General features: G+C 51.1%; 14 protein-coding genes and 1 pseudogene. 9 read left to right on the top strand and 6 right to left on the bottom strand.

Going from position 1 to position 16,807, the window contains the following annotated elements; translation table 11 throughout:
- Positions 1-147 (top strand): annotated as a pseudogene (locus HMPREF3107_RS11560) (elongation factor Tu); the annotation flags it as partial.
- A gap of 17 nt (positions 148-164) precedes the next feature.
- A complete protein-coding gene (rpsJ, locus tag HMPREF3107_RS07675; protein ID WP_002642322.1) occupies positions 165-476 on the top strand; it encodes a 30S ribosomal protein S10 in 312 nt (103 codons plus the stop codon).
- Between the two features lie 247 nt (positions 477-723).
- Here rpsJ and HMPREF3107_RS07670 read toward each other — a convergent pair whose 3' ends face one another.
- The 3 genes from HMPREF3107_RS07670 to nirK form a co-directional block, all read right to left on the bottom strand.
- Positions 724-1,470, bottom strand: a complete 747-nt coding sequence (locus HMPREF3107_RS07670) for a formylglycine-generating enzyme family protein (RefSeq protein WP_040665716.1) — start codon at positions 1,468-1,470, stop codon at positions 724-726.
- Positions 1,471-1,519: 49 nt separating this feature from the next.
- On the bottom strand, positions 1,520-2,023 hold the full coding sequence (locus HMPREF3107_RS07665) for a c-type cytochrome (protein WP_070454774.1): 504 nt from the start codon (positions 2,021-2,023) through the stop codon (positions 1,520-1,522).
- 214 nt (positions 2,024-2,237) lie between these two features.
- Positions 2,238-3,467 (bottom strand): copper-containing nitrite reductase, encoded by a 1,230-nt coding sequence (gene nirK / locus HMPREF3107_RS07660; protein ID WP_070454773.1) that lies wholly within the window; start codon positions 3,465-3,467, stop codon positions 2,238-2,240.
- A 348-nt stretch (positions 3,468-3,815) separates the two neighbouring features.
- On the opposite strand from nirK, the gene HMPREF3107_RS07655 reads away from it, so the two are divergent.
- From HMPREF3107_RS07655 to HMPREF3107_RS07640, 3 genes are all read left to right on the top strand, one after another.
- Positions 3,816-6,062, top strand: coding sequence for a nitric-oxide reductase large subunit (locus tag HMPREF3107_RS07655; RefSeq protein ID WP_070454772.1), 2,247 nt, complete (start codon positions 3,816-3,818; stop codon positions 6,060-6,062).
- 430 nt (positions 6,063-6,492) lie between these two features.
- On the top strand, positions 6,493-8,397 hold the full coding sequence (locus tag HMPREF3107_RS07645; RefSeq protein ID WP_070454770.1) for a polysaccharide biosynthesis protein: 1,905 nt from the start codon (positions 6,493-6,495) through the stop codon (positions 8,395-8,397).
- A 414-nt stretch (positions 8,398-8,811) separates the two neighbouring features.
- Entirely contained in the window at positions 8,812-11,622 is a 2,811-nt protein-coding gene (locus HMPREF3107_RS07640) for a TonB-dependent siderophore receptor (RefSeq protein WP_070454769.1), read from the top strand.
- A gap of 248 nt (positions 11,623-11,870) precedes the next feature.
- Here the strand turns inward: HMPREF3107_RS07640 and HMPREF3107_RS07635 are convergent, their stop codons facing one another.
- The 3 genes from HMPREF3107_RS07635 to HMPREF3107_RS11905 form a co-directional block, all read right to left on the bottom strand.
- Positions 11,871-12,818 carry a cation diffusion facilitator family transporter gene (locus tag HMPREF3107_RS07635; protein WP_070454768.1) on the bottom strand — a complete coding sequence of 316 codons (948 nt, stop codon included), beginning with the start codon at positions 12,816-12,818 and terminating at the stop codon, positions 11,871-11,873.
- 95 nt (positions 12,819-12,913) lie between these two features.
- The gene (locus HMPREF3107_RS07630; RefSeq protein WP_070454778.1) at positions 12,914-13,624 is read right to left on the bottom strand and encodes a DUF6348 family protein; all 711 of its coding nucleotides are present in this window, start codon (positions 13,622-13,624) and stop codon (positions 12,914-12,916) included.
- 75 nt (positions 13,625-13,699) lie between these two features.
- The gene (locus tag HMPREF3107_RS11905) at positions 13,700-13,975 is read right to left on the bottom strand and encodes a hypothetical protein (RefSeq protein ID WP_003770848.1); all 276 of its coding nucleotides are present in this window, start codon (positions 13,973-13,975) and stop codon (positions 13,700-13,702) included.
- Positions 13,976-14,282: 307 nt separating this feature from the next.
- On the opposite strand from HMPREF3107_RS11905, the gene HMPREF3107_RS07625 reads away from it, so the two are divergent.
- The 4 genes from HMPREF3107_RS07625 to HMPREF3107_RS07605 all read left to right on the top strand — a co-directional run bounded on the left by HMPREF3107_RS07625 (position 14,283) and on the right by HMPREF3107_RS07605 (position 16,766).
- On the top strand, positions 14,283-15,128 hold the full coding sequence (locus HMPREF3107_RS07625) for an SDR family NAD(P)-dependent oxidoreductase (RefSeq protein WP_070454767.1): 846 nt from the start codon (positions 14,283-14,285) through the stop codon (positions 15,126-15,128).
- Complete coding sequence (locus HMPREF3107_RS07620) at positions 15,125-15,730, top strand: Maf family protein (RefSeq protein WP_070454766.1); 606 nt, start codon at positions 15,125-15,127, stop codon at positions 15,728-15,730. The genes HMPREF3107_RS07625 and HMPREF3107_RS07620 overlap by 4 nt, the downstream gene beginning before the upstream one ends.
- Positions 15,731-16,010: 280 nt before the next feature.
- On the top strand, positions 16,011-16,349 hold the full coding sequence (locus HMPREF3107_RS07610; protein ID WP_070454764.1) for an EF-hand domain-containing protein: 339 nt from the start codon (positions 16,011-16,013) through the stop codon (positions 16,347-16,349).
- Between the two features lie 117 nt (positions 16,350-16,466).
- Positions 16,467-16,766 (top strand): DUF2818 family protein, encoded by a 300-nt coding sequence (locus tag HMPREF3107_RS07605; RefSeq protein WP_049249920.1) that lies wholly within the window; start codon positions 16,467-16,469, stop codon positions 16,764-16,766.
- Positions 16,767-16,807: the final 41 nt, after the last annotated feature.

Here is a 16,807-nt window from a genome sequence, read left to right as displayed (position 1 = left end):
GGTGTAGAAATGGTTATGCCTGGTGAGAACGTAGCCATCACTGTAGAATTGATTGCACCGATCGCTATGGAAGAAGGTCTGCGCTTTGCGATTCGCGAAGGCGGTCGTACCGTAGGTGCGGGCGTGGTTTCTTCTATCATCGCTTAATTGAAGGATATCGATAAATGGCAAACCAAAAAATCCGTATCCGCCTGAAAGCTTATGATTACAGCCTGATCGACCGTTCTGCTCAAGAAATTGTTGAAACTGCAAAACGTACCGGCGCCGTTGTAAAAGGTCCGATTCCGTTGCCGACTAAAATCGAGCGTTTCAACATTCTGCGTTCTCCACACGTGAACAAAACTTCTCGTGAACAATTGGAAATCCGCACCCACTTGCGCCTGATGGACATCGTGGACTGGACTGACAAAACTACCGACGCACTGATGAAACTGGACTTGCCAGCCGGTGTTGATGTAGAAATTAAAGTTCAATAAATATTGAAATAAATGAAAGCCGAATGGTGTTAGCTATTCGGCTTTTTTGAATTAGTCTGCCTTAGTTATCTAAGGCAGACTAACTGTTTTGTGAAATGAAGGGATTGGAGGAATTATCTTGGGTATTGATTAAGATAAATTTATCATTCCCTTTTTATTTTCTATTCCTAAATTTCGGTAAGAGCATTTGAAGAAACTAATGCTTTTTTAGTGGAATATTTTCAGATGGCCATTCAGTCGCTAATTTTTATTGTGCGCAGCGGAAGCCTAGGTTATGCACTGAAAATTTTGACTGTAGGCTTGTACGGAAACCATAGCGTAGGAACGCTGCGTAGTTTGTAGGATCAGTAGCTCCTGCTGCTGCACCACTACAGAACATGGCACTATCTACACCTCCGGAGTTTAACAGACTGCTGTTGAAATCTTCAGTCCATTCCCAAATTAGGCCGTGCATATCGTAGATGCCCCAATAATTGGGTTTCATACGGCCTACATCACGCAAACCCTGTCGGCTGCCTTGTGCATACCAGTTAAGGATGGTGTCTTTATAAGCTTTTTCATTAGCTCCGTTTGGCTTGAGTTCGGATGCTTGTCCGGCATATTCCCACTGGTTGATAGTGGGTAGGTGCTTACCTTGGGCAGTACAATAAGCATTGGCTGCAAACCATGAAATAAATACAACTGGTTTGTTCAAGTCTTCTTTTTTGGGAGCAAAACCGTTACCATCTTTAATCCAGTGTGAGAGATAATGTTTGTCACCCTGTTTGCTGCTGAGTTTTCCGCGTTGCCACTGTGGATTTTTCTTTACGAATTCAAAGAATTGTGCATTGGTTACAGGTAGTTTGTCTAATTTATAAGAAGACACTTTAGTTAGCGGGGCATCAGCGGCCAAGTAAAGCGGCCGGTAGGTGCCGCCGCTAATGTCTGCCATATCTGCCGCTGAAGATAATGCTGCGCTTGTAAGTAATAGTGTATAAAAAATAGAGTTTTTCATAATTTCCTCATGTTGGATGATTTACATGTGTCCTGTCGAGAGAGAAAGATTATTTCCCTGCTCGGAAGGTGGCAATTTCTTCAACAGTAATTTCCCCACCTTTGTTGTCAAACATATTTAATACATAGGTAGAAACCGCTGCAAGCTCTTCGTCTTTCATAGGCAGGGCGGGCATGATGCCATCGTATGTCTTTCCATTGACGGTAATTTGTCCGCGTATGCCTTTGGCGATAGAGGCTACCAATTGCATTTTATCTTCCGAAAAATAGTCTGATTTAGCAAGCGGAGGCAGTGAGTCGTTTGCCCCCATTCCGTCTGCACCATGACAGGCTTTACATCGTTTATCGTAAATGTCTTTCCCTGCCTTTAGTCTCTTATCAACTTGGGGTTCACTTGCTTGTTTAGGTGCAACGGCAGGTTGTTCAGTAACGGCAGATACGTTTGTATTTTTTGGAGTTTCTGCAGTTGTCTGCTGGGTGTTGGTTTGACTTTGATCGGTACAAGCAGAAAAGAATAGACAGCTGACAATGAGGGTTAATAAGGTAGATTTCATTTTTTGCTCCTCAATTAAATTAGTATTTTATTATTTTAGCTGCACTAATCTTGCAATAAGTTGTTTTAGCTCAAAAAAGTATATTTATAGTAATTGAAAAAAGGCATCTATATTACCTGAATTCCGATTTATCTGAATTATAAAAATATCTTCAGACGGCCTCTCATTCAAGAATATAGATGCCATTATTGGCTCTATAAAACCAAATTAACTATTAATGACCTTCTTCACCGCCATAAGGATTGGAAGAACCTGAGGCTGAGGAGGCTGGTGCTGCAGGAGCTGAAGCACCAGAAGCACCAGAAGCTGCACCTGCTGCTGCGCCAGTACCTTTATAGGCTTCATCGCTCAGTTTTTTGGTCATTACTTCTGGATGATCTTCACCTTCTACAACCAATTGACCCAAAGCGCCTTTGTTAAATGCACGGAAGATAGAGTGGTCAACAATGGTAAAGCTGCCAGGAATATCAACTTTAAACTCAATCATAGCTGCACCACCTGCAGGAATCAGGGTGCTTTGTACGTTTTCGTTAATCAGTTTGCCGCCTTCAACATATACTTTGTCGAAGATTTCACCGATAACGTGGAAAGAAGACACCAAGTTCGGACCACCGTTACCTACGTACATACGTACGGTTTCACCTACTTTGGCTTTCAGCGCGTTATCGCCTGCAATAGCACCAACGTGACCGTTAAATACTACGTAATCTGCATCTTCACGGATGGCTTTATCCATATCAAAAGGTTGCAAGCCAGGCTCGCCGTATTTGCCTTTGGTGTAGAAGTCGCCTTGAACGATGTAGAACTCTTTGTCTACTTTCGGCAGGCCTTCTTTAGGCTCAACCAAGACCAAACCATACATACCGTTACCGATGTGCATACCTACCGGGGCCACAGCACAGTGATAGATGTACAGGCCGGCTTGCAGTGCTTTCCAGCGGAAAGTAGAAGTGCGGCCGGGTGCGGTAAATGTAGCAGCAGCACCACCGCCAGGGCCGGTAGAAGCGTGGAAGTCAACGTTATGAGGTACGGTAGAATTTGGGTTGTTGGAGAATTCTACTTCCACGGTATCGCCTTCACGCACACGGATCATTTGACCTGGAACGTCACCGTTGAATGTCCAGTAAGTGTAATCAACGCCATCAGCCATTTTCATGGTTTTTTCGATGGTTTCCATTTTTACTTTAACTAAAGCAGCGTGATCGCGGTTTACCGGGGGAGGTACTTCCGGAGCATGGGTCATAACTGCATCGATAACAGGTAACTGGTCAACGGGAACATCTGCCTCTGCAGTTTGGGGAGCTACATCCGGAGCGGACGGGGTAGAAGAAGCTGTAGTCTGAGTTCCTTGTGCGGCAGGTTGCTGTGAGGCTTGTTGCTGACCATTACAGGCCGCTAAAACAAATGCCGAAGTAATCAGGGCAGCTAAAGTTTGGCGTTTCATAAGGTACTTTCCTTTTACTGGGTTACGTTTACAAATTAAGTAATGGCATTATGGATTACCTATCTTAACATTTATTTGATATAAGTCAAATAGGCGGCATTAACATTTTATTTCGTTAGTTTTACATGTTTCAACATAACATAATTAGGGCTTAAAATATAGGAAACCGATTTATTCTGCGCTTATATTTAGAATTGTGCACGAATTTACATTATTTTCTGCTTGTATGATGTTGGTCAACTGCCACAGATGTTTCAGGCAGATTGCTTTATTTCCCGTGTTAGTCGTGCTACAATTTTTAACATTCATATTTCATGAATTTTAACACAACCACCCAAGGAGTTTATTATGGGACAATATAAGAAGCTCTGGTACCTGCTGTTTGCAGTGCTGGCAGTCTGCTTTACCATCCTGGGTTATATGGGTTCGGAGGTTTATAAAAAAGCTCCGCCATATCCCGAAAAAGTTGTAACGGCGTCCGGTCAGGTGTTGATGACCAAGGATGATATTTTGGCCGGCCAATCGGCTTGGCAGTCTACCGGCGGTATGGAGGTCGGCTCTATCTTGGGTCACGGTGCTTATCAGGCTCCGGACTGGACTGCCGACTGGCTGCACCGCGAATTGGTTGCCTGGTTGGACTTCACTGCACAGGCTCAATTCGGTAAAAACTACGAACAATTGGATGTTGCGCAACAGGCGACTTTGCGTACGCAATTGGCTGACGAATACCGTAACCAGTCCAGAGTAAAAGAAGACGGAACGGTTGTCATCAGCGAAACCCGTCAAAAAGCCATTGAGGCGGTTGCGCCGTATTACATCAAGTTGTACGGCAATGATCCCGACATGGTTCAAACGCGTGATAACTTTGCAATGAAAAACAATACATTGCCAAGCGAAGAGGCGCGTAAAAAATTGACTAACTTCTTCTTCTGGACAGCTTGGTCTGCATCGACCAACCGCCCGGATAAAGAGTTTACCTACACCAACAACTGGCCGCACGAGCCGTTAATCAACAACGTGCCGACTACTGAAAACTATATGTGGTCGTTCACCAGTATCGTCTTGTTGTTGAGCGGTATCGGCTTATTGTTGTGGGGTTACTCTTTCCTGACAAAACATGAAGAGGTGCAACCTCCTGCAGAAGATCCGCTGTCTAAAATCCAGCTGACTCCGTCGCAGAAAGCTTTGGGCAAATATGTATTCCTGACTGTCGCGCTGTTTGTGGCACAGGTGCTGCTGGGCGGCTTGACTGCTCACTACACCATTGAAGGCCAGCATTTCTACGGCATCAACTTCTCTGATTGGCTGCCTTATGCCTTGGCACGTACTTGGCACATTCAGTCCGCAATTTTCTGGATTGCCACAGGCTTCCTGACTGCGGGTCTGTTCCTGGCTCCGATTATCAACGGCGGTAAAGATCCGAAATTCCAACGTGCAGGTGTGAACTTCCTGTATATCGCACTGTTTATCGTGGTATTGGGTTCTTACGGCGGCAACTTCCTTGCCTTGAGCGACAACATGCCTGCGGCCATGAACTTCTGGTTCGGCCACCAAGGTTATGAGTTCTTGGACTTGGGTCGTTTCTGGCAATTGCTGCTGATGGTCGGCCTGTTGTTGTGGCTGTTCCTGATGGTTCGCTGTACCTTTACTGCGTTTAAAGAGAAAAATACCGATAAAAACCTGTTGGCCATTTTTGTGGCTTCCATGTTCGGTGTGGGTGTGTTCTATGCGCCCGGCCTGTTCTACGGCGAGCATTCTCCGATTGCGGTAATGGAATACTGGCGTTGGTGGGTGGTTCACCTGTGGGTGGAAGGTTTCTTCGAAGTGTTTGCAACCGCATCCTTCGCCTTCATCTTCTACAACATGGGATTTGTCCGCCGCAATACTGCCACTGCCGCTACTTTGGCCGCTGCCGCCATCTTTATGTTGGGCGGTATCCCGGGTACGCTGCACCACTTGTACTTCTCCGGTTCGACTTCGGCTTCTATGGCCATCGGTGCCTGCTTCTCCGCTTTGGAAGTTGTGCCGCTGATTCTGTTGGGTCGTGAAGCATACGAACACTGGTCTTATCAAAACTCCGCTCCTTGGGCGAAACGTCTGCGTTGGCCGCTGATGTGCTTCGTTGCCGTAGCCTTCTGGAATATGATCGGTGCCGGTGTGTTCGGCTTCTTGATCAACCCGCCGATTTCTCTGTTCTACATCCAAGGTTTGAACACTACCGCAGTTCATGCACATGGAGCCTTGTTCGGTGTATACGGCTTCTTGGCTTTGGGCTTCGTATTGCTGGTTGCCCTGTACTTGAAACCGGAAGAACACTTCAACGACAAACTGATGACTTGGGGCTTCTGGATGCTGAACGGCGGTTTGGTCGGCATGATTGCCACCAGCTTGCTGCCGATTGGTGCGATTCAGGCTGCCGCCAGCATCTCGACCGGTTTGTGGTATGCCCGCAGCGAAAACTTCCTGCAACAAGACTTGCTGGAAACTCTGCGCTGGATCCGTACCTTGTCTGACTTAATCTTTATCGGCGGTGCGTGCTGCTTCGCATGGCAGGCTACTAAAACCGTATTCGGTTTTGGCAAAGCTAAAAACTAACCGTCTTGTTTAGATAACATCAGGCCGTCTGAAAGTTTTCAGACGGCCTTTTTTGTTTTTGCCGACATACCGGTGAAGCCTTTATTCCTTGCAACGGTTTTTACTTACCTTCATTCTTTTATCCGCACTTTTCGTTTGCCCGCCCAACCGACCTTCTTCCTAGGAACTTCGGCGGTTTGCCCGTCATCTTCTTGCTTACTCCTTCCTTTTACATCCTGAAAACCATGCGGCGAAGGCAGTCGAACCGTCCTGTCTGACTTGATTTCACCCTGAACCGTTTTTTCAGACGGCCTGTTGCAAAACCGCCCATCCTGCCGCATTCTCCGGCGGCAAAAACCGACGATTGCGGCCGACGGCTTTATAATAGCGGCCTTTTACCGTTTTCAGACGGCCTGCCGTTTTAACGTACGCGGCAGCCGATTACCCATTCATGATGCTCGAAACCTTGCTCGCCCTGCCGCGCCGTACCAAAAAAATCCTGTTCGTCATCCACGACACAGTGTTGATTTTCTGCGCCTTCTGGTTTACCCAAAGCCTGAAAGCCGATTACGACCACGAATGGTACGACCCCGCCAACTGGCAGGCTTTAGCGGCCACAACGGTGTTTACAGTCTTGCTGTTTGTCCGGTTGGGACTGTACCGCGCCGTAACGCGCTACATCAGCCTGCGGATTTTGGCGGTTGCGCTGTTCGGCAGTTTCGCATCCATGCTGCTGTTTTTCTTCAGCGTCTTGTTGTTTGAAAAACAACTGCGCCTGGCCTTGCCGGTGGTGTTCTTCTTTTTGATGGTGGTGCTGATTGCCGGATCGCGCCTGCTGTTGCGACTGATTTTGACCGAACGCAGTGAACGCAATGCCGCCGCGCCCGTCATCGTGTACGGTGCGGGACAGTCGGGACGGCAGCTGATTGAAGCGATGAAGCAGGTGAACGAATACCGCGCCGTGGCCTTTGTGGACGACAATCCGCGACTGCAACATACCATCGTCGGCGATCTGCCCGTGTTCAGGCCGTCTGAAACCGCCGATTTGATTGCGCGCTACGGCGTGAAGAAAATCCTGCTGGCCATGCCCAGCGCGGGTGCGGAAAGGCGGCGGGAAATCCTGCAAAGTCTTGAGGCTTACCCCTGCGAAGTGCTGGCGATTCCGGGCATGAAGGATTTGGTGGACGGCCGCATCCACATCGGTCTGCTGAAAAAAATATCGGTGGCCGACCTGTTGGGACGCGAGCCGGTCGAGCCGATGGCCGAACTGATGGCGCGCGACATCGAAGGCAAAACAGTGATGGTAACGGGCGCGGGCGGTTCCATCGGTTCGGAACTGTGCCGCCAGATAGTCGGCCGCCGTCCGGCGAAGCTGGTATTGTTTGAACTATCCGAATATTCGCTCTACACCATCGAACGAGAATTGCAGGATTTGGCGCGGCGGCAGGGCGGCAATATTGAAATTTTGCCGCTTTTGGGTTCTGTGCAGGACAAAGGCCGTCTGAAAAACGTCATGCAGGCGTTCGGAGTGGAAACTATCTACCACGCCGCCGCCTACAAACACGTCCCTCTGGTCGCGCTCAACACCATAGAAGGCATACGCAACAACGTGTTCGGCACACTGGCCTGCGCCCGTGCGGCACAAGAATGCGGCGTGGCGACCTTCGTCTTAATTTCCACCGACAAAGCCGTGCGCCCCACCAACACCATGGGCGCGAGCAAACGCATGGCCGAACTCGTCTTGCAGGCCTTGGCGGCGGAAACGGGCTGCCAAACCCGCTTCTGCATGGTGCGCTTCGGCAACGTATTGGGTTCGTCCGGTTCGGTCGTTCCGGCCTTTGAGCAGCAAATCGCTGCCGGCGGGCCCGTTACGCTTACCCATCCCGACATCACCCGCTACTTTATGACCATCCCCGAAGCCGCCCAGCTGGTGATACAGGCGGGCGCGATGGGCAAAGGCGGCGACGTATTTGTTTTGGACATGGGCGAATCGGTGAAAATCATCGACCTGGCGCGGCAGATGATACGGCTGAGCGGCTTGGACGTGAAAGATGCGGCCAATCCCAAAGGCGACATCGAAATCCGCATCACCGGCCTGCGTCCGGGCGAAAAGCTGTACGAAGAACTGATTATCGGCGACAACGCCGTTCCGACAGGCCACCCCCGCATCCTGACCGCCAGCGAAACTATGCTTCCTTGGCCGCAACTGGAAAACCTGTTGGTGCAACTTTCGGCTGCCTGCGACAGCGGCAACCAAACCGAATTGCGCCGCATCCTGCTCGCCGCCCCGACCGCCTTCGCCCCGACGAACGGCATCTGCGATTTGGTATGGACGGCAGGGCAGGAAATCCATTAGCCCTCCCATTTTTTCAGACGGCTTCTTGTTGATGCGGATGGCACTTTCTTTGCAAGCCGTTTGGAAACATCAAACGCTCCGGCGGAATCGATAAGGCATTATCAGCCTTTGCCTTCCATGCGATTAGATACAAAAATCCCCCGTACTTTTCAGACGGCCTTTACTTCGGTAAAGGCTTTTTTTGCATCCGGAATTTTATATTTTTAATTTAATAAAAAATTCAGTCGATTAAATGATTGGATAGGATAAAAATGGTTCTTATTATTTAAATTAGTAAAAAAATCTATTAGAATTTACATTTTCAAATAAAAATTAAAATTAATTATTATTTAGGATAATTAAATTTTAATTTTTTAACATGATGTTGTATGTCTTCTTAACGTTAAATAACTTGATTTGTTTAGAGCAGAAAAAATGACTCCGAATTTGAAGCAAAAAATATTACCGATTATGTTGTTAGCCTGTTATCAAAATACTTTGGCCGATGCGGTCGAGCCACCCGTATCGGAAGGTGGGACACTCGAAAGCGTAACCGTTACTGCCACGCGGCGGAACGACAAAACCGAACAAAGTAAATCCTATACCATAGGCAGCATGTCCACCGCCACGGGCCTGAGAATTTCAGGCAAAGACACCCCGCAGTCTGTGAGCGTCATTACCCGCCAGCAACTTGACGACAAAGCCATCCATACACTTGAAGAGGCGATGAGAAATACCACGGGAGTAAACGTTGTACGTGATTCGGGCTTGCAGACACGGTTTTTATCACGCGGTTTTTATGTGGATCAAATCGGCGAAGACAGCATCACCACCAATGTGGCCGGACGCTCCGGCTATACGGCAAGAATTGATGTTTCTCCCAGTACCGACTTATCGGTTTACGACCATATCGAAGTTGTGCGCGGTGCAACCGGCCTGACGCAGTCCAACTCTGAACCGGGCGGCACCATCAACCTCATTAGAAAACGACCGACTTCTGCCTTTAAACATACGGGGGAGATTTCTACCGACCAGCGAGGCAGCAAACGCCTGATGCTTGACGTTTCCGGCAGTCTTAACAAAGAACAGAGCGTGCGTGGCCGATTAGTCGGCGTATACGATGACCATAAATCGTTCAAAGACAAAATGTGGGGCAAAAAGAATATGCTCTACGGCATTGTAGAAACCGATATCGGCGACCACGGCATTCTCACTTTCGGCGGCATGCATCAGAAAAGCAAAGAAGTTCCTGATTTTGCAGGAGTGATGCTGCCATGCGAAAACCCTAAGGCATACAGCGTTTTCGAAAACAACTGCAATAATCCCGTCAGGCTGCCGCGAAATACCTACCTCGGTATGGATTGGTCGCGTTTGCGTGCCGATAAAACCAATCTTTTTTCCGGTTTTAAATACGATTTCGACAATGGTTGGCGGCTCAATGCTGAAGCGTCCTATACAAAAAACCGTTCGGATGCCAAAGTCGGACAGTTTTTCCTGCGCAACGAACACACTGCCGGCATAGCGGGCAGCCCCGCCACGGGAGCCATCCTGCCTAACGGCACCATCGTACCGTATGACACGCCTGATGACGAAGTCAGACGGATACTGGCCGAAGAGAAGCGAAAAGATGGAGAGGCATACGAACAGGCCAAAACGCAATACCGCGCCACACAATTCGACCGCAATGCCTATGAAGCGGCTAAAGCCAAAGCCGAAGCTGCAAACCCCTGGGCATGGTATACCGAAGACAGTTATATCGCCGAAGAACTGAGCAAGATGGGTATTGTCAATTACAGCTACGCTTATGACATGTACAACTACAAATTGGCTAAAAGAAAGCGCGATACCGACCACATTCAATTCGATGCCAGCACCATGCGGCATAAAAAGAAAGATGTCCAATACGGTTTCAAACTCGACCTTTCGGGTAAATACAGCCTCCTCGGCCGCAGCCACGATTTCTACACCGGCTATACCTATAATAATGAAAATATCCAGTCAGACTATTTGGAAATCTTCGATCGAAACCACCGTGTCAAAACTTCCAATCCGGGAGCGGGCGTATGTGAAGCCATACCTTTCCAAATGTCGCCGCTCGGCATGACAGGCAACGAACTGGCCGAACCGGATTGGGATAAATACAATGACAGGGGCAACGTTTGGTTCAAACGCAGGGGCTGTGAAAATGCGACCGTGGCCGTCGCCGGGCAGACCGACCCTTCAGCAGCCAAGGCCGCATACAACTATTCCCGCTACATCAACAAAAACGAAACCCATGCCGTTACGGTCAGCACCCGCTTCAACGCTACCGACAGACTGCATCTTTTAGGCGGCATGCATTACACCCGCTACAAGTCCTCACAATCGAAAGATATGAGCGTGCGCAACGGCGACCCCGCATCCGCCTTCCAAAACCAATCCTCGCTGGCTGCCGATGCCGACCACTACACCGCGCGCATGAAGGGGCACAAATTCACCCCTTATGCCGGCATCACCTATGACTTCACCCCGCAGCAAAGCCTTTATGCCAGCTACACCAAGATTTTCAAACAACAGGATGAAGTGGACGTCAGCAGCAAACAACTCCTGCCGCCGCTTACCGGCACCAACTACGAAATCGGCTGGAAAGGCAGCTTTTTGAAAGGCCGTCTGAACAGTTCGCTGGCAATTTTCGTCCTTGATCAGAAAAACCGCACGATTGTCGATTTCGGCTACGTCCGCGGCGACAACGGCCAGGGGCAATGGCAGACTATCGCCCGTCCGGCAGGCAGCGTCCGCAGCAAAGGTTTTGAGTTTGAATTGGCAGGCGAGATGACCGACAATTGGAAAATTTTTGCCGGTTATACATACAACAAAAGCAAATTTAAAAACGAAGATGAAGTAAACGCCCGGCAAATAGCCAATACCAAACGTGCCGACGATGCCTTCAATTTCAGCAGCCATACCCCCGTACAGATATTCCGGCTGGGGACTTCCTACCGCATCCCCCGCACCAAGCTGACCGTAGGGGGCGGCGTATCCGCACAAAGCAAAACCAAAAGCCTCTATAACGTCAAACAGGGCGGATATGGCCTGATTGACGGCTTCGTGCAATATGAATTCGGCCCGCATGCCAAACTCAACCTCATCGGTACCAACCTCGCCGACCGTACTTATTTTGAGAACAATGCCAACCGCACGCGGGGTATGAACAACTTTTATGGCGAACCGCGTACGGTCAGCCTGAAATTAGATTGGAAGTTTTAAATAAGGCACCTGCTTTGTTTGGAGGCCGTCTGAAAAACTGTACAAACGGTTTTTCAGACAGCCTTTTTACCTCTTGCGGCCTGCCTTTTGTCCGCCAAACCGGATTGCGCCGCATCCCGTCTGTTTTGCCTCACGGGAGGGCAGGGCATAAAGGGCCGAACGGTCAAAAAAATAAACAGGCCGTCTGAAAAGCACTTCCCTGCTTTCAGACGGCCTGTTTGACCGGATTCGGCTGTGTTGCCGCATTTTCAGTCATGTGCGTGCCCGCATCCGTGCGAAACTTGTTCGCATGCCTGAACGCATGTCGTATCGGTGTCTGCCGGTTCGGTTTGCACGGTGATGTGGCCGATACCGTGCGCCTGCACCACGGCCTGCACCTGTTTGGCCAGCGCGTCGGCCTCCGCCACGGTTAGGTCGCTGTGCACGATCACATGGCAGGACATGGCGTGTTTTTTGCTGGTAATTGTCCAGGCGTGCAAGTCGTGCACGCCCAATATGCCGTTGATTTTCTGAATGTTTTCGGCAATTTTCACCAAATCCGTGCCTTTGGGCGTGCCTTCCATCAGGATGTGCAGGCTGCCTGCCAGCACGCCCCATCCGCTTTTGCCAATCAACAGGGCCACCGCCGCGCTGGCTGCCAAGTCCGCCCAGTTCCAGCCGTAAAACTGTATCAGCAGGCCGGCTGCCACTGCGGCAACAGAGCCGAGCAAATCGCCCACCACATGCAAAAACGCACCGCGCATGTTCAGGTTGTCCTTCTCGCCGCGCAACATATACCACGCGACAAACAGGTTCACCAAAAGTCCGAGCACGGCCACCGCCAGCATCGCGCCGCCCGCCACGGGCACGGGTTTGAAGGCGCGGATAACGGCTTCGACCAAAATCCATGCCGCCATTACCACCAGCGTGAGGCCGTTGAGCGCGGCGGCCAGGATTTCTACGCGCTGGTAGCCGTAGCTTTTCTGCGAGTTGGCGGTCTTTTCCGCCCATTTGAAGGCGAACAGGGCAAGGGCGAGCGAGGCGGCATCGGAAAACATGTGTCCTGCGTCCGACAAGAGCGCGAGGCTGCCGCTGAGCCAGCCTGCCGCCGCTTCCACCAGCATGAAGCCGGCAATCACGGCCAGCGATACGCGCAGGATGCGGGTGTTGGTGCTGTGGGCGTGAGAGTGGTTGTGTTCGTGGTTGTGGAAGGACATGATGTCTCCTTTGATGTCGGAGGGGCAGGCTGCTTTCAGGTTTTCAGACGGCCTGAAATCTAGCAGACGGGTTGGGTTGTACGGTTTCGGGTAGCTTATGCCGAATCCAAGGGTTTGAGTATGATGCAGCGGCGGATGCTGTAATAGGTTTCCCTGCGCGGCCAAGGGAGGTCGGCCAGCTGTTTTTCTTCGTCGGCGGCATCGTCTTGGTTGTCAATCATAAATTCCACGTTCATTGTTTCGTTGCCCGATTGGGCGTAGAAGAAGCGGATTAGATGGTATTGCGCTGTGAGGTTTTGATTGCAGATGAGAGTTTGCAGCGTACTTTCCAGTGCTTCGGGGATGATGTCGCCGATTGTTTCCGCATTGCCGCCGTCGGTGGCTTCGGCCGGATTTTTCGTTGTCCAGTTGCCTAAGATGGCTTGGAAACGATTGCCGTTGCGGGCTGTCCAGATTTCGTGCGGGCAATGGTTTTCACCAGGGTTGAACGCGTCCGGCAAAACGTGCAGGCTGTTGGTGCAGAAGCTGTGCAGGTTGCGCGACAGGGCTTCTTCCAAATTCTCGCCGATGTCGCCGCAGCATTCGTAGAGTTCGCGCCCGTCGGGCAGGGTCATGCCGACATCGAAACGGCTCACCACCGCGCCGTTGGCATGTTCGCGCGGAAACGCCCAAGTTTCGAGCTGCACGGGCACGGCGAAGGCGGGCAGGATTTTGTCGCCCTGCGTTTGGCAGGCATAGCCGTGGGCTTGCAGGATTTCGGCAAGGGCTTCGTTGAGGTCTAATGTGTCGAGTTCCTGGAGTTCCATGACGGTTTCTCTGGGTGTTGGAAATTCAAAATGGGAATTTTCCATATGATTATGAGGTTATGCAAGTTTGCTTCGTTATTCCCGCGCGGGAGGAGGGAATGACGAAGCGGATTTGCGTGAGCTAATGACGATATGGGGCTTATCTGAATTTACCATCAAAGCCTGAAGGCCGTCTGAAAACTGTGGAAACGGGTTTTCAGACGGCCTTATTTTGTCAGACGGTTGCATCTTCCATTTCAGATTGAATACGGCATTGCGCGGTTTGCCGTAGAAGTTGCCACTGTTTGCGCGGCGGCTGTATTGGTTTGCGTAGTAACGTTTGTTTGTCGGTTTGTTGGCTACCGGCCCCAATTGCAGGTTGTATTGGAAGTGGATATTTCAAACCCTGTAACTGCCCTGTTTAAGCGCGTCGTAGCTATTCCCATATTCCTTGTCGGCAGGCATGCCCGCCGGGTGGTAGAATCCGAATCTTTCGGGATAAAGAACCTTGTTCGCGCTATTTCGAACTGCAGTCGGCCATATCGGCAGCAGGGGTAGATACTATAAACAAAATCATATTCTCCAAAAGATTTTTGTTGGAAAATTTCTTTATAATGCAAAAAGTTATGGGTTGAAACTTTAGAAGAAGGCGTTAAAGGTCAAGAAAGGAAACTACTCCATGCCATCTATCCTCATTACCGGTTGTTCCAGCGGCATAGGTTATGAAACCGCCAAAATGCTGCGGCAAATGGGTTGGCAGGTGTTCGCGTCCTGCCGCCGTGCGGAAGATGTCGAACGTTTGCGCCGGGAAGGCTTCGCGTATGCCCTGCAATTGGATGTGGACGACAGCGGCAGCATTCAGACGGCCTTCGACGGCATTTTGAGCCAAACGGGCGGCACGCTCGACGCATTCTTTTCCAATGCGGGCTACGGGCAGGTCGGCGCGGTGGAAGACGTTCCGCGCCAAGCCCTGCGCGAACAGTTTGAAACCAACGTTTTCGGCGCGTGGGAGTGCCTCAATGCCGCCATGCGCGTTTTCAGACGGCAGGGGCACGGCCGCATCCTGGTCAACAGCAGTATTTTGGGCTTTGCCGCCATGCCTTGGCGCGGCGCGTACAACAGCAGCAAATTCGCTTTGGAAGGCATGTGCGACACTTTGCGCCACGAATTGCACGGCACAGACATTCACGTCAGCCTGGTCGAGCCCGGCCCCATCGCTACCCGCTTCCGCGACAATGCCTTGATTAAATTCAGGCAGCACATCGACTATGAAAACAGCGTCCACGCCGAAAGTTACCGCTGCCAGCTCAACCGCCTGCAGGCCGAAGGCGAGGCCGTGCCGTTTACACTGAGCGCACAGGAATGTGCCGCCGTCTGCATCCGCGCCCTGACCGACCGCCGCCCCAAAGCCCGTTATCTCGTTACCGTGCCGACGGTTGCCTTTTGGTATCTCAAACGCATCCTGCCGACCCGCTGGCTGGATGTCCTGCAACGCGCCTCTGTGAAAGGACAAGGCAAAAAATGACCGCGCCGCTGCTTTATCTCGCGTCCGCCAGCCCGCGCCGCCGCGAAATCCTGCAAAATCTCGGCTACCGTATCGAACGCATTGCCGCCGATATAGACGAAACCCCGTTGCCGCAAGAAGATGCCGCAGAGTATGTGCAACGGTTGGCCGCCGAAAAAAACACCGCCGCGCTTGCCGTTTGGCAGGCGGCGGGCAAACCCGAACCCGCCGCCCCCGTCATTGCTGCCGACACCACCGTCGCGCTGGACGGCAAGATACTGGGCAAGCCCGAATCGCCCGAACATGCGCGCGAAATGCTGCTCGCCCTTTCCGGCCACAGCCATCAGGTGTATACCGCCGTCTGCCTGCACTACCAAGGACGCATCTTTCATGCACTGAATACCAACCACGTTACCTTCAAACCGCTGACCGAAGCCGAAACCGCCGCCTACATCCGCAGCCGCGAACCGCTGGATAAGGCGGGCGCATACGGCATACAGGGTTTGGGCGGCATTTTCGTGCGCGAACTGTCGGGTAGTTTCACCGGCGTGATGGGCCTGCCCGCATATGAAACCTGCGAACTGCTGCGGCAGGCGGGTTATGCCGTACCGCCGTTTGCCTGAAGCCGGACGGCGTAACGGCCGCTTGTCGCGAAACCGCGGATTTTGCGGGTAAAATAACGAAGGAGGCCGTCTGAAAGCAAAGCCTCGGCAGGGTATGGCAAATTGAAATAAGAAATACCCGCGTGGCCATTCCCGCCCGGAGTAGAAAACGCCTTGCGTAAGCCAATATCGATATGGACGGTTTTCATTTGAATTGACTATAAAAAATCTGCCCCTGTTTTTCAGACGGCCTTTTCAGACGGCCTCAAGCAGTGCCGGACACCATTCGGAAGAAAAGATAATGAAAAAAACCTTATTATTTGTTTTTGCACTGTGTTGCAGTGCCGCCCCCTCCTATGCGCTGGACGTAGTAGCCCCTTCGGAAATCTTCATCAGAGAGGCCGATAAAAACCACGACAATAAAGTCAGCCTGAGAGAATTTCTGGCCATCGGCAGGGTGCCTGAGGGGTTGGCTGTATCTTTTCCCATTACCCGCGAAAGTTTCCGCAGGCTCGATACCGACCGAAACGGTTACCTGAATAAGCGCGATCAAATGGAAGGCATCCGTTACTCGGCAAAGGCGCAGTGCCATATTGACAATTGGTGGGACGCGAAACGGCAAGACGCCTGCCCGAAATAACGCCGTGGCCGTCTGAAAAGCCGCACCGTCCGCCCGAAAACATTTTCAGACGGCCTCCAGTATGATGCAGAACCATAAAGGCCGTCTGAAACCATCTTCACTACAAGAAAGCACACCATGACCGCACCCATGTACACACTGCTGCTGTTGGCCGTCATCTTCGCCAACCTGCCGTTCCTGACCACCCGCCTGTTCGCCGTCAAACCGATGGCACGCAAACACATCGGCCACCACTTAATCGAACTGGCCGCAGGCTTCGCGCTGACCGCCGCGCTCGCTTACCTGCTGGAAAGCCGTGCGGGAAGCGTCCATCCGCAGGATTGGGAGTTTTACGCCGTAACCGTCTGCCTCTTCCTCGTGGCCGCCTTCCCCGGATTTGTCTGGCGGTATTTCTGGCAGGAGCGCGACAAGCAATAACCCGATATAAATAATATAGTGGATTAAATTTAAATCAGGAC

This window comes from Neisseria sp. HMSC31F04 (assembly GCF_001807735.1).
Lineage (GTDB): Bacteria > Pseudomonadota > Gammaproteobacteria > Burkholderiales > Neisseriaceae > Neisseria > Neisseria elongata.
The sequence above is the reverse complement of the archived record's forward strand: the minus strand, read 5'-3'. Positions and strand labels throughout refer to the sequence as shown.

Excerpts from the sequence above, each read along its gene's own strand:
- rpsJ (WP_002642322.1), top strand. The coding sequence starts at position 165 with ATGGCAAACCAAAAAATCCGTATCCGCCTGAAAGCTTATGATTACAGC.
- HMPREF3107_RS07670 (WP_040665716.1), bottom strand. The coding sequence starts at position 1,470 with ATGAAAAACTCTATTTTTTATACACTATTACTTACAAGCGCAGCATTA.
- HMPREF3107_RS07665 (WP_070454774.1), bottom strand. The coding sequence starts at position 2,023 with ATGAAATCTACCTTATTAACCCTCATTGTCAGCTGTCTATTCTTTTCT.
- nirK (WP_070454773.1), bottom strand. The coding sequence starts at position 3,467 with ATGAAACGCCAAACTTTAGCTGCCCTGATTACTTCGGCATTTGTTTTA.
- HMPREF3107_RS07655 (WP_070454772.1), top strand. The coding sequence starts at position 3,816 with ATGGGACAATATAAGAAGCTCTGGTACCTGCTGTTTGCAGTGCTGGCA.
- HMPREF3107_RS07645 (WP_070454770.1), top strand. The coding sequence starts at position 6,493 with ATGATGCTCGAAACCTTGCTCGCCCTGCCGCGCCGTACCAAAAAAATC.
- HMPREF3107_RS07640 (WP_070454769.1), top strand. The coding sequence starts at position 8,812 with ATGACTCCGAATTTGAAGCAAAAAATATTACCGATTATGTTGTTAGCC.
- HMPREF3107_RS07635 (WP_070454768.1), bottom strand. The coding sequence starts at position 12,818 with ATGTCCTTCCACAACCACGAACACAACCACTCTCACGCCCACAGCACC.
- HMPREF3107_RS07630 (WP_070454778.1), bottom strand. The coding sequence starts at position 13,624 with ATGGAACTCCAGGAACTCGACACATTAGACCTCAACGAAGCCCTTGCC.
- HMPREF3107_RS07625 (WP_070454767.1), top strand. The coding sequence starts at position 14,283 with ATGCCATCTATCCTCATTACCGGTTGTTCCAGCGGCATAGGTTATGAA.
- HMPREF3107_RS07620 (WP_070454766.1), top strand. The coding sequence starts at position 15,125 with ATGACCGCGCCGCTGCTTTATCTCGCGTCCGCCAGCCCGCGCCGCCGC.
- HMPREF3107_RS07610 (WP_070454764.1), top strand. The coding sequence starts at position 16,011 with ATGAAAAAAACCTTATTATTTGTTTTTGCACTGTGTTGCAGTGCCGCC.
- HMPREF3107_RS07605 (WP_049249920.1), top strand. The coding sequence starts at position 16,467 with ATGACCGCACCCATGTACACACTGCTGCTGTTGGCCGTCATCTTCGCC.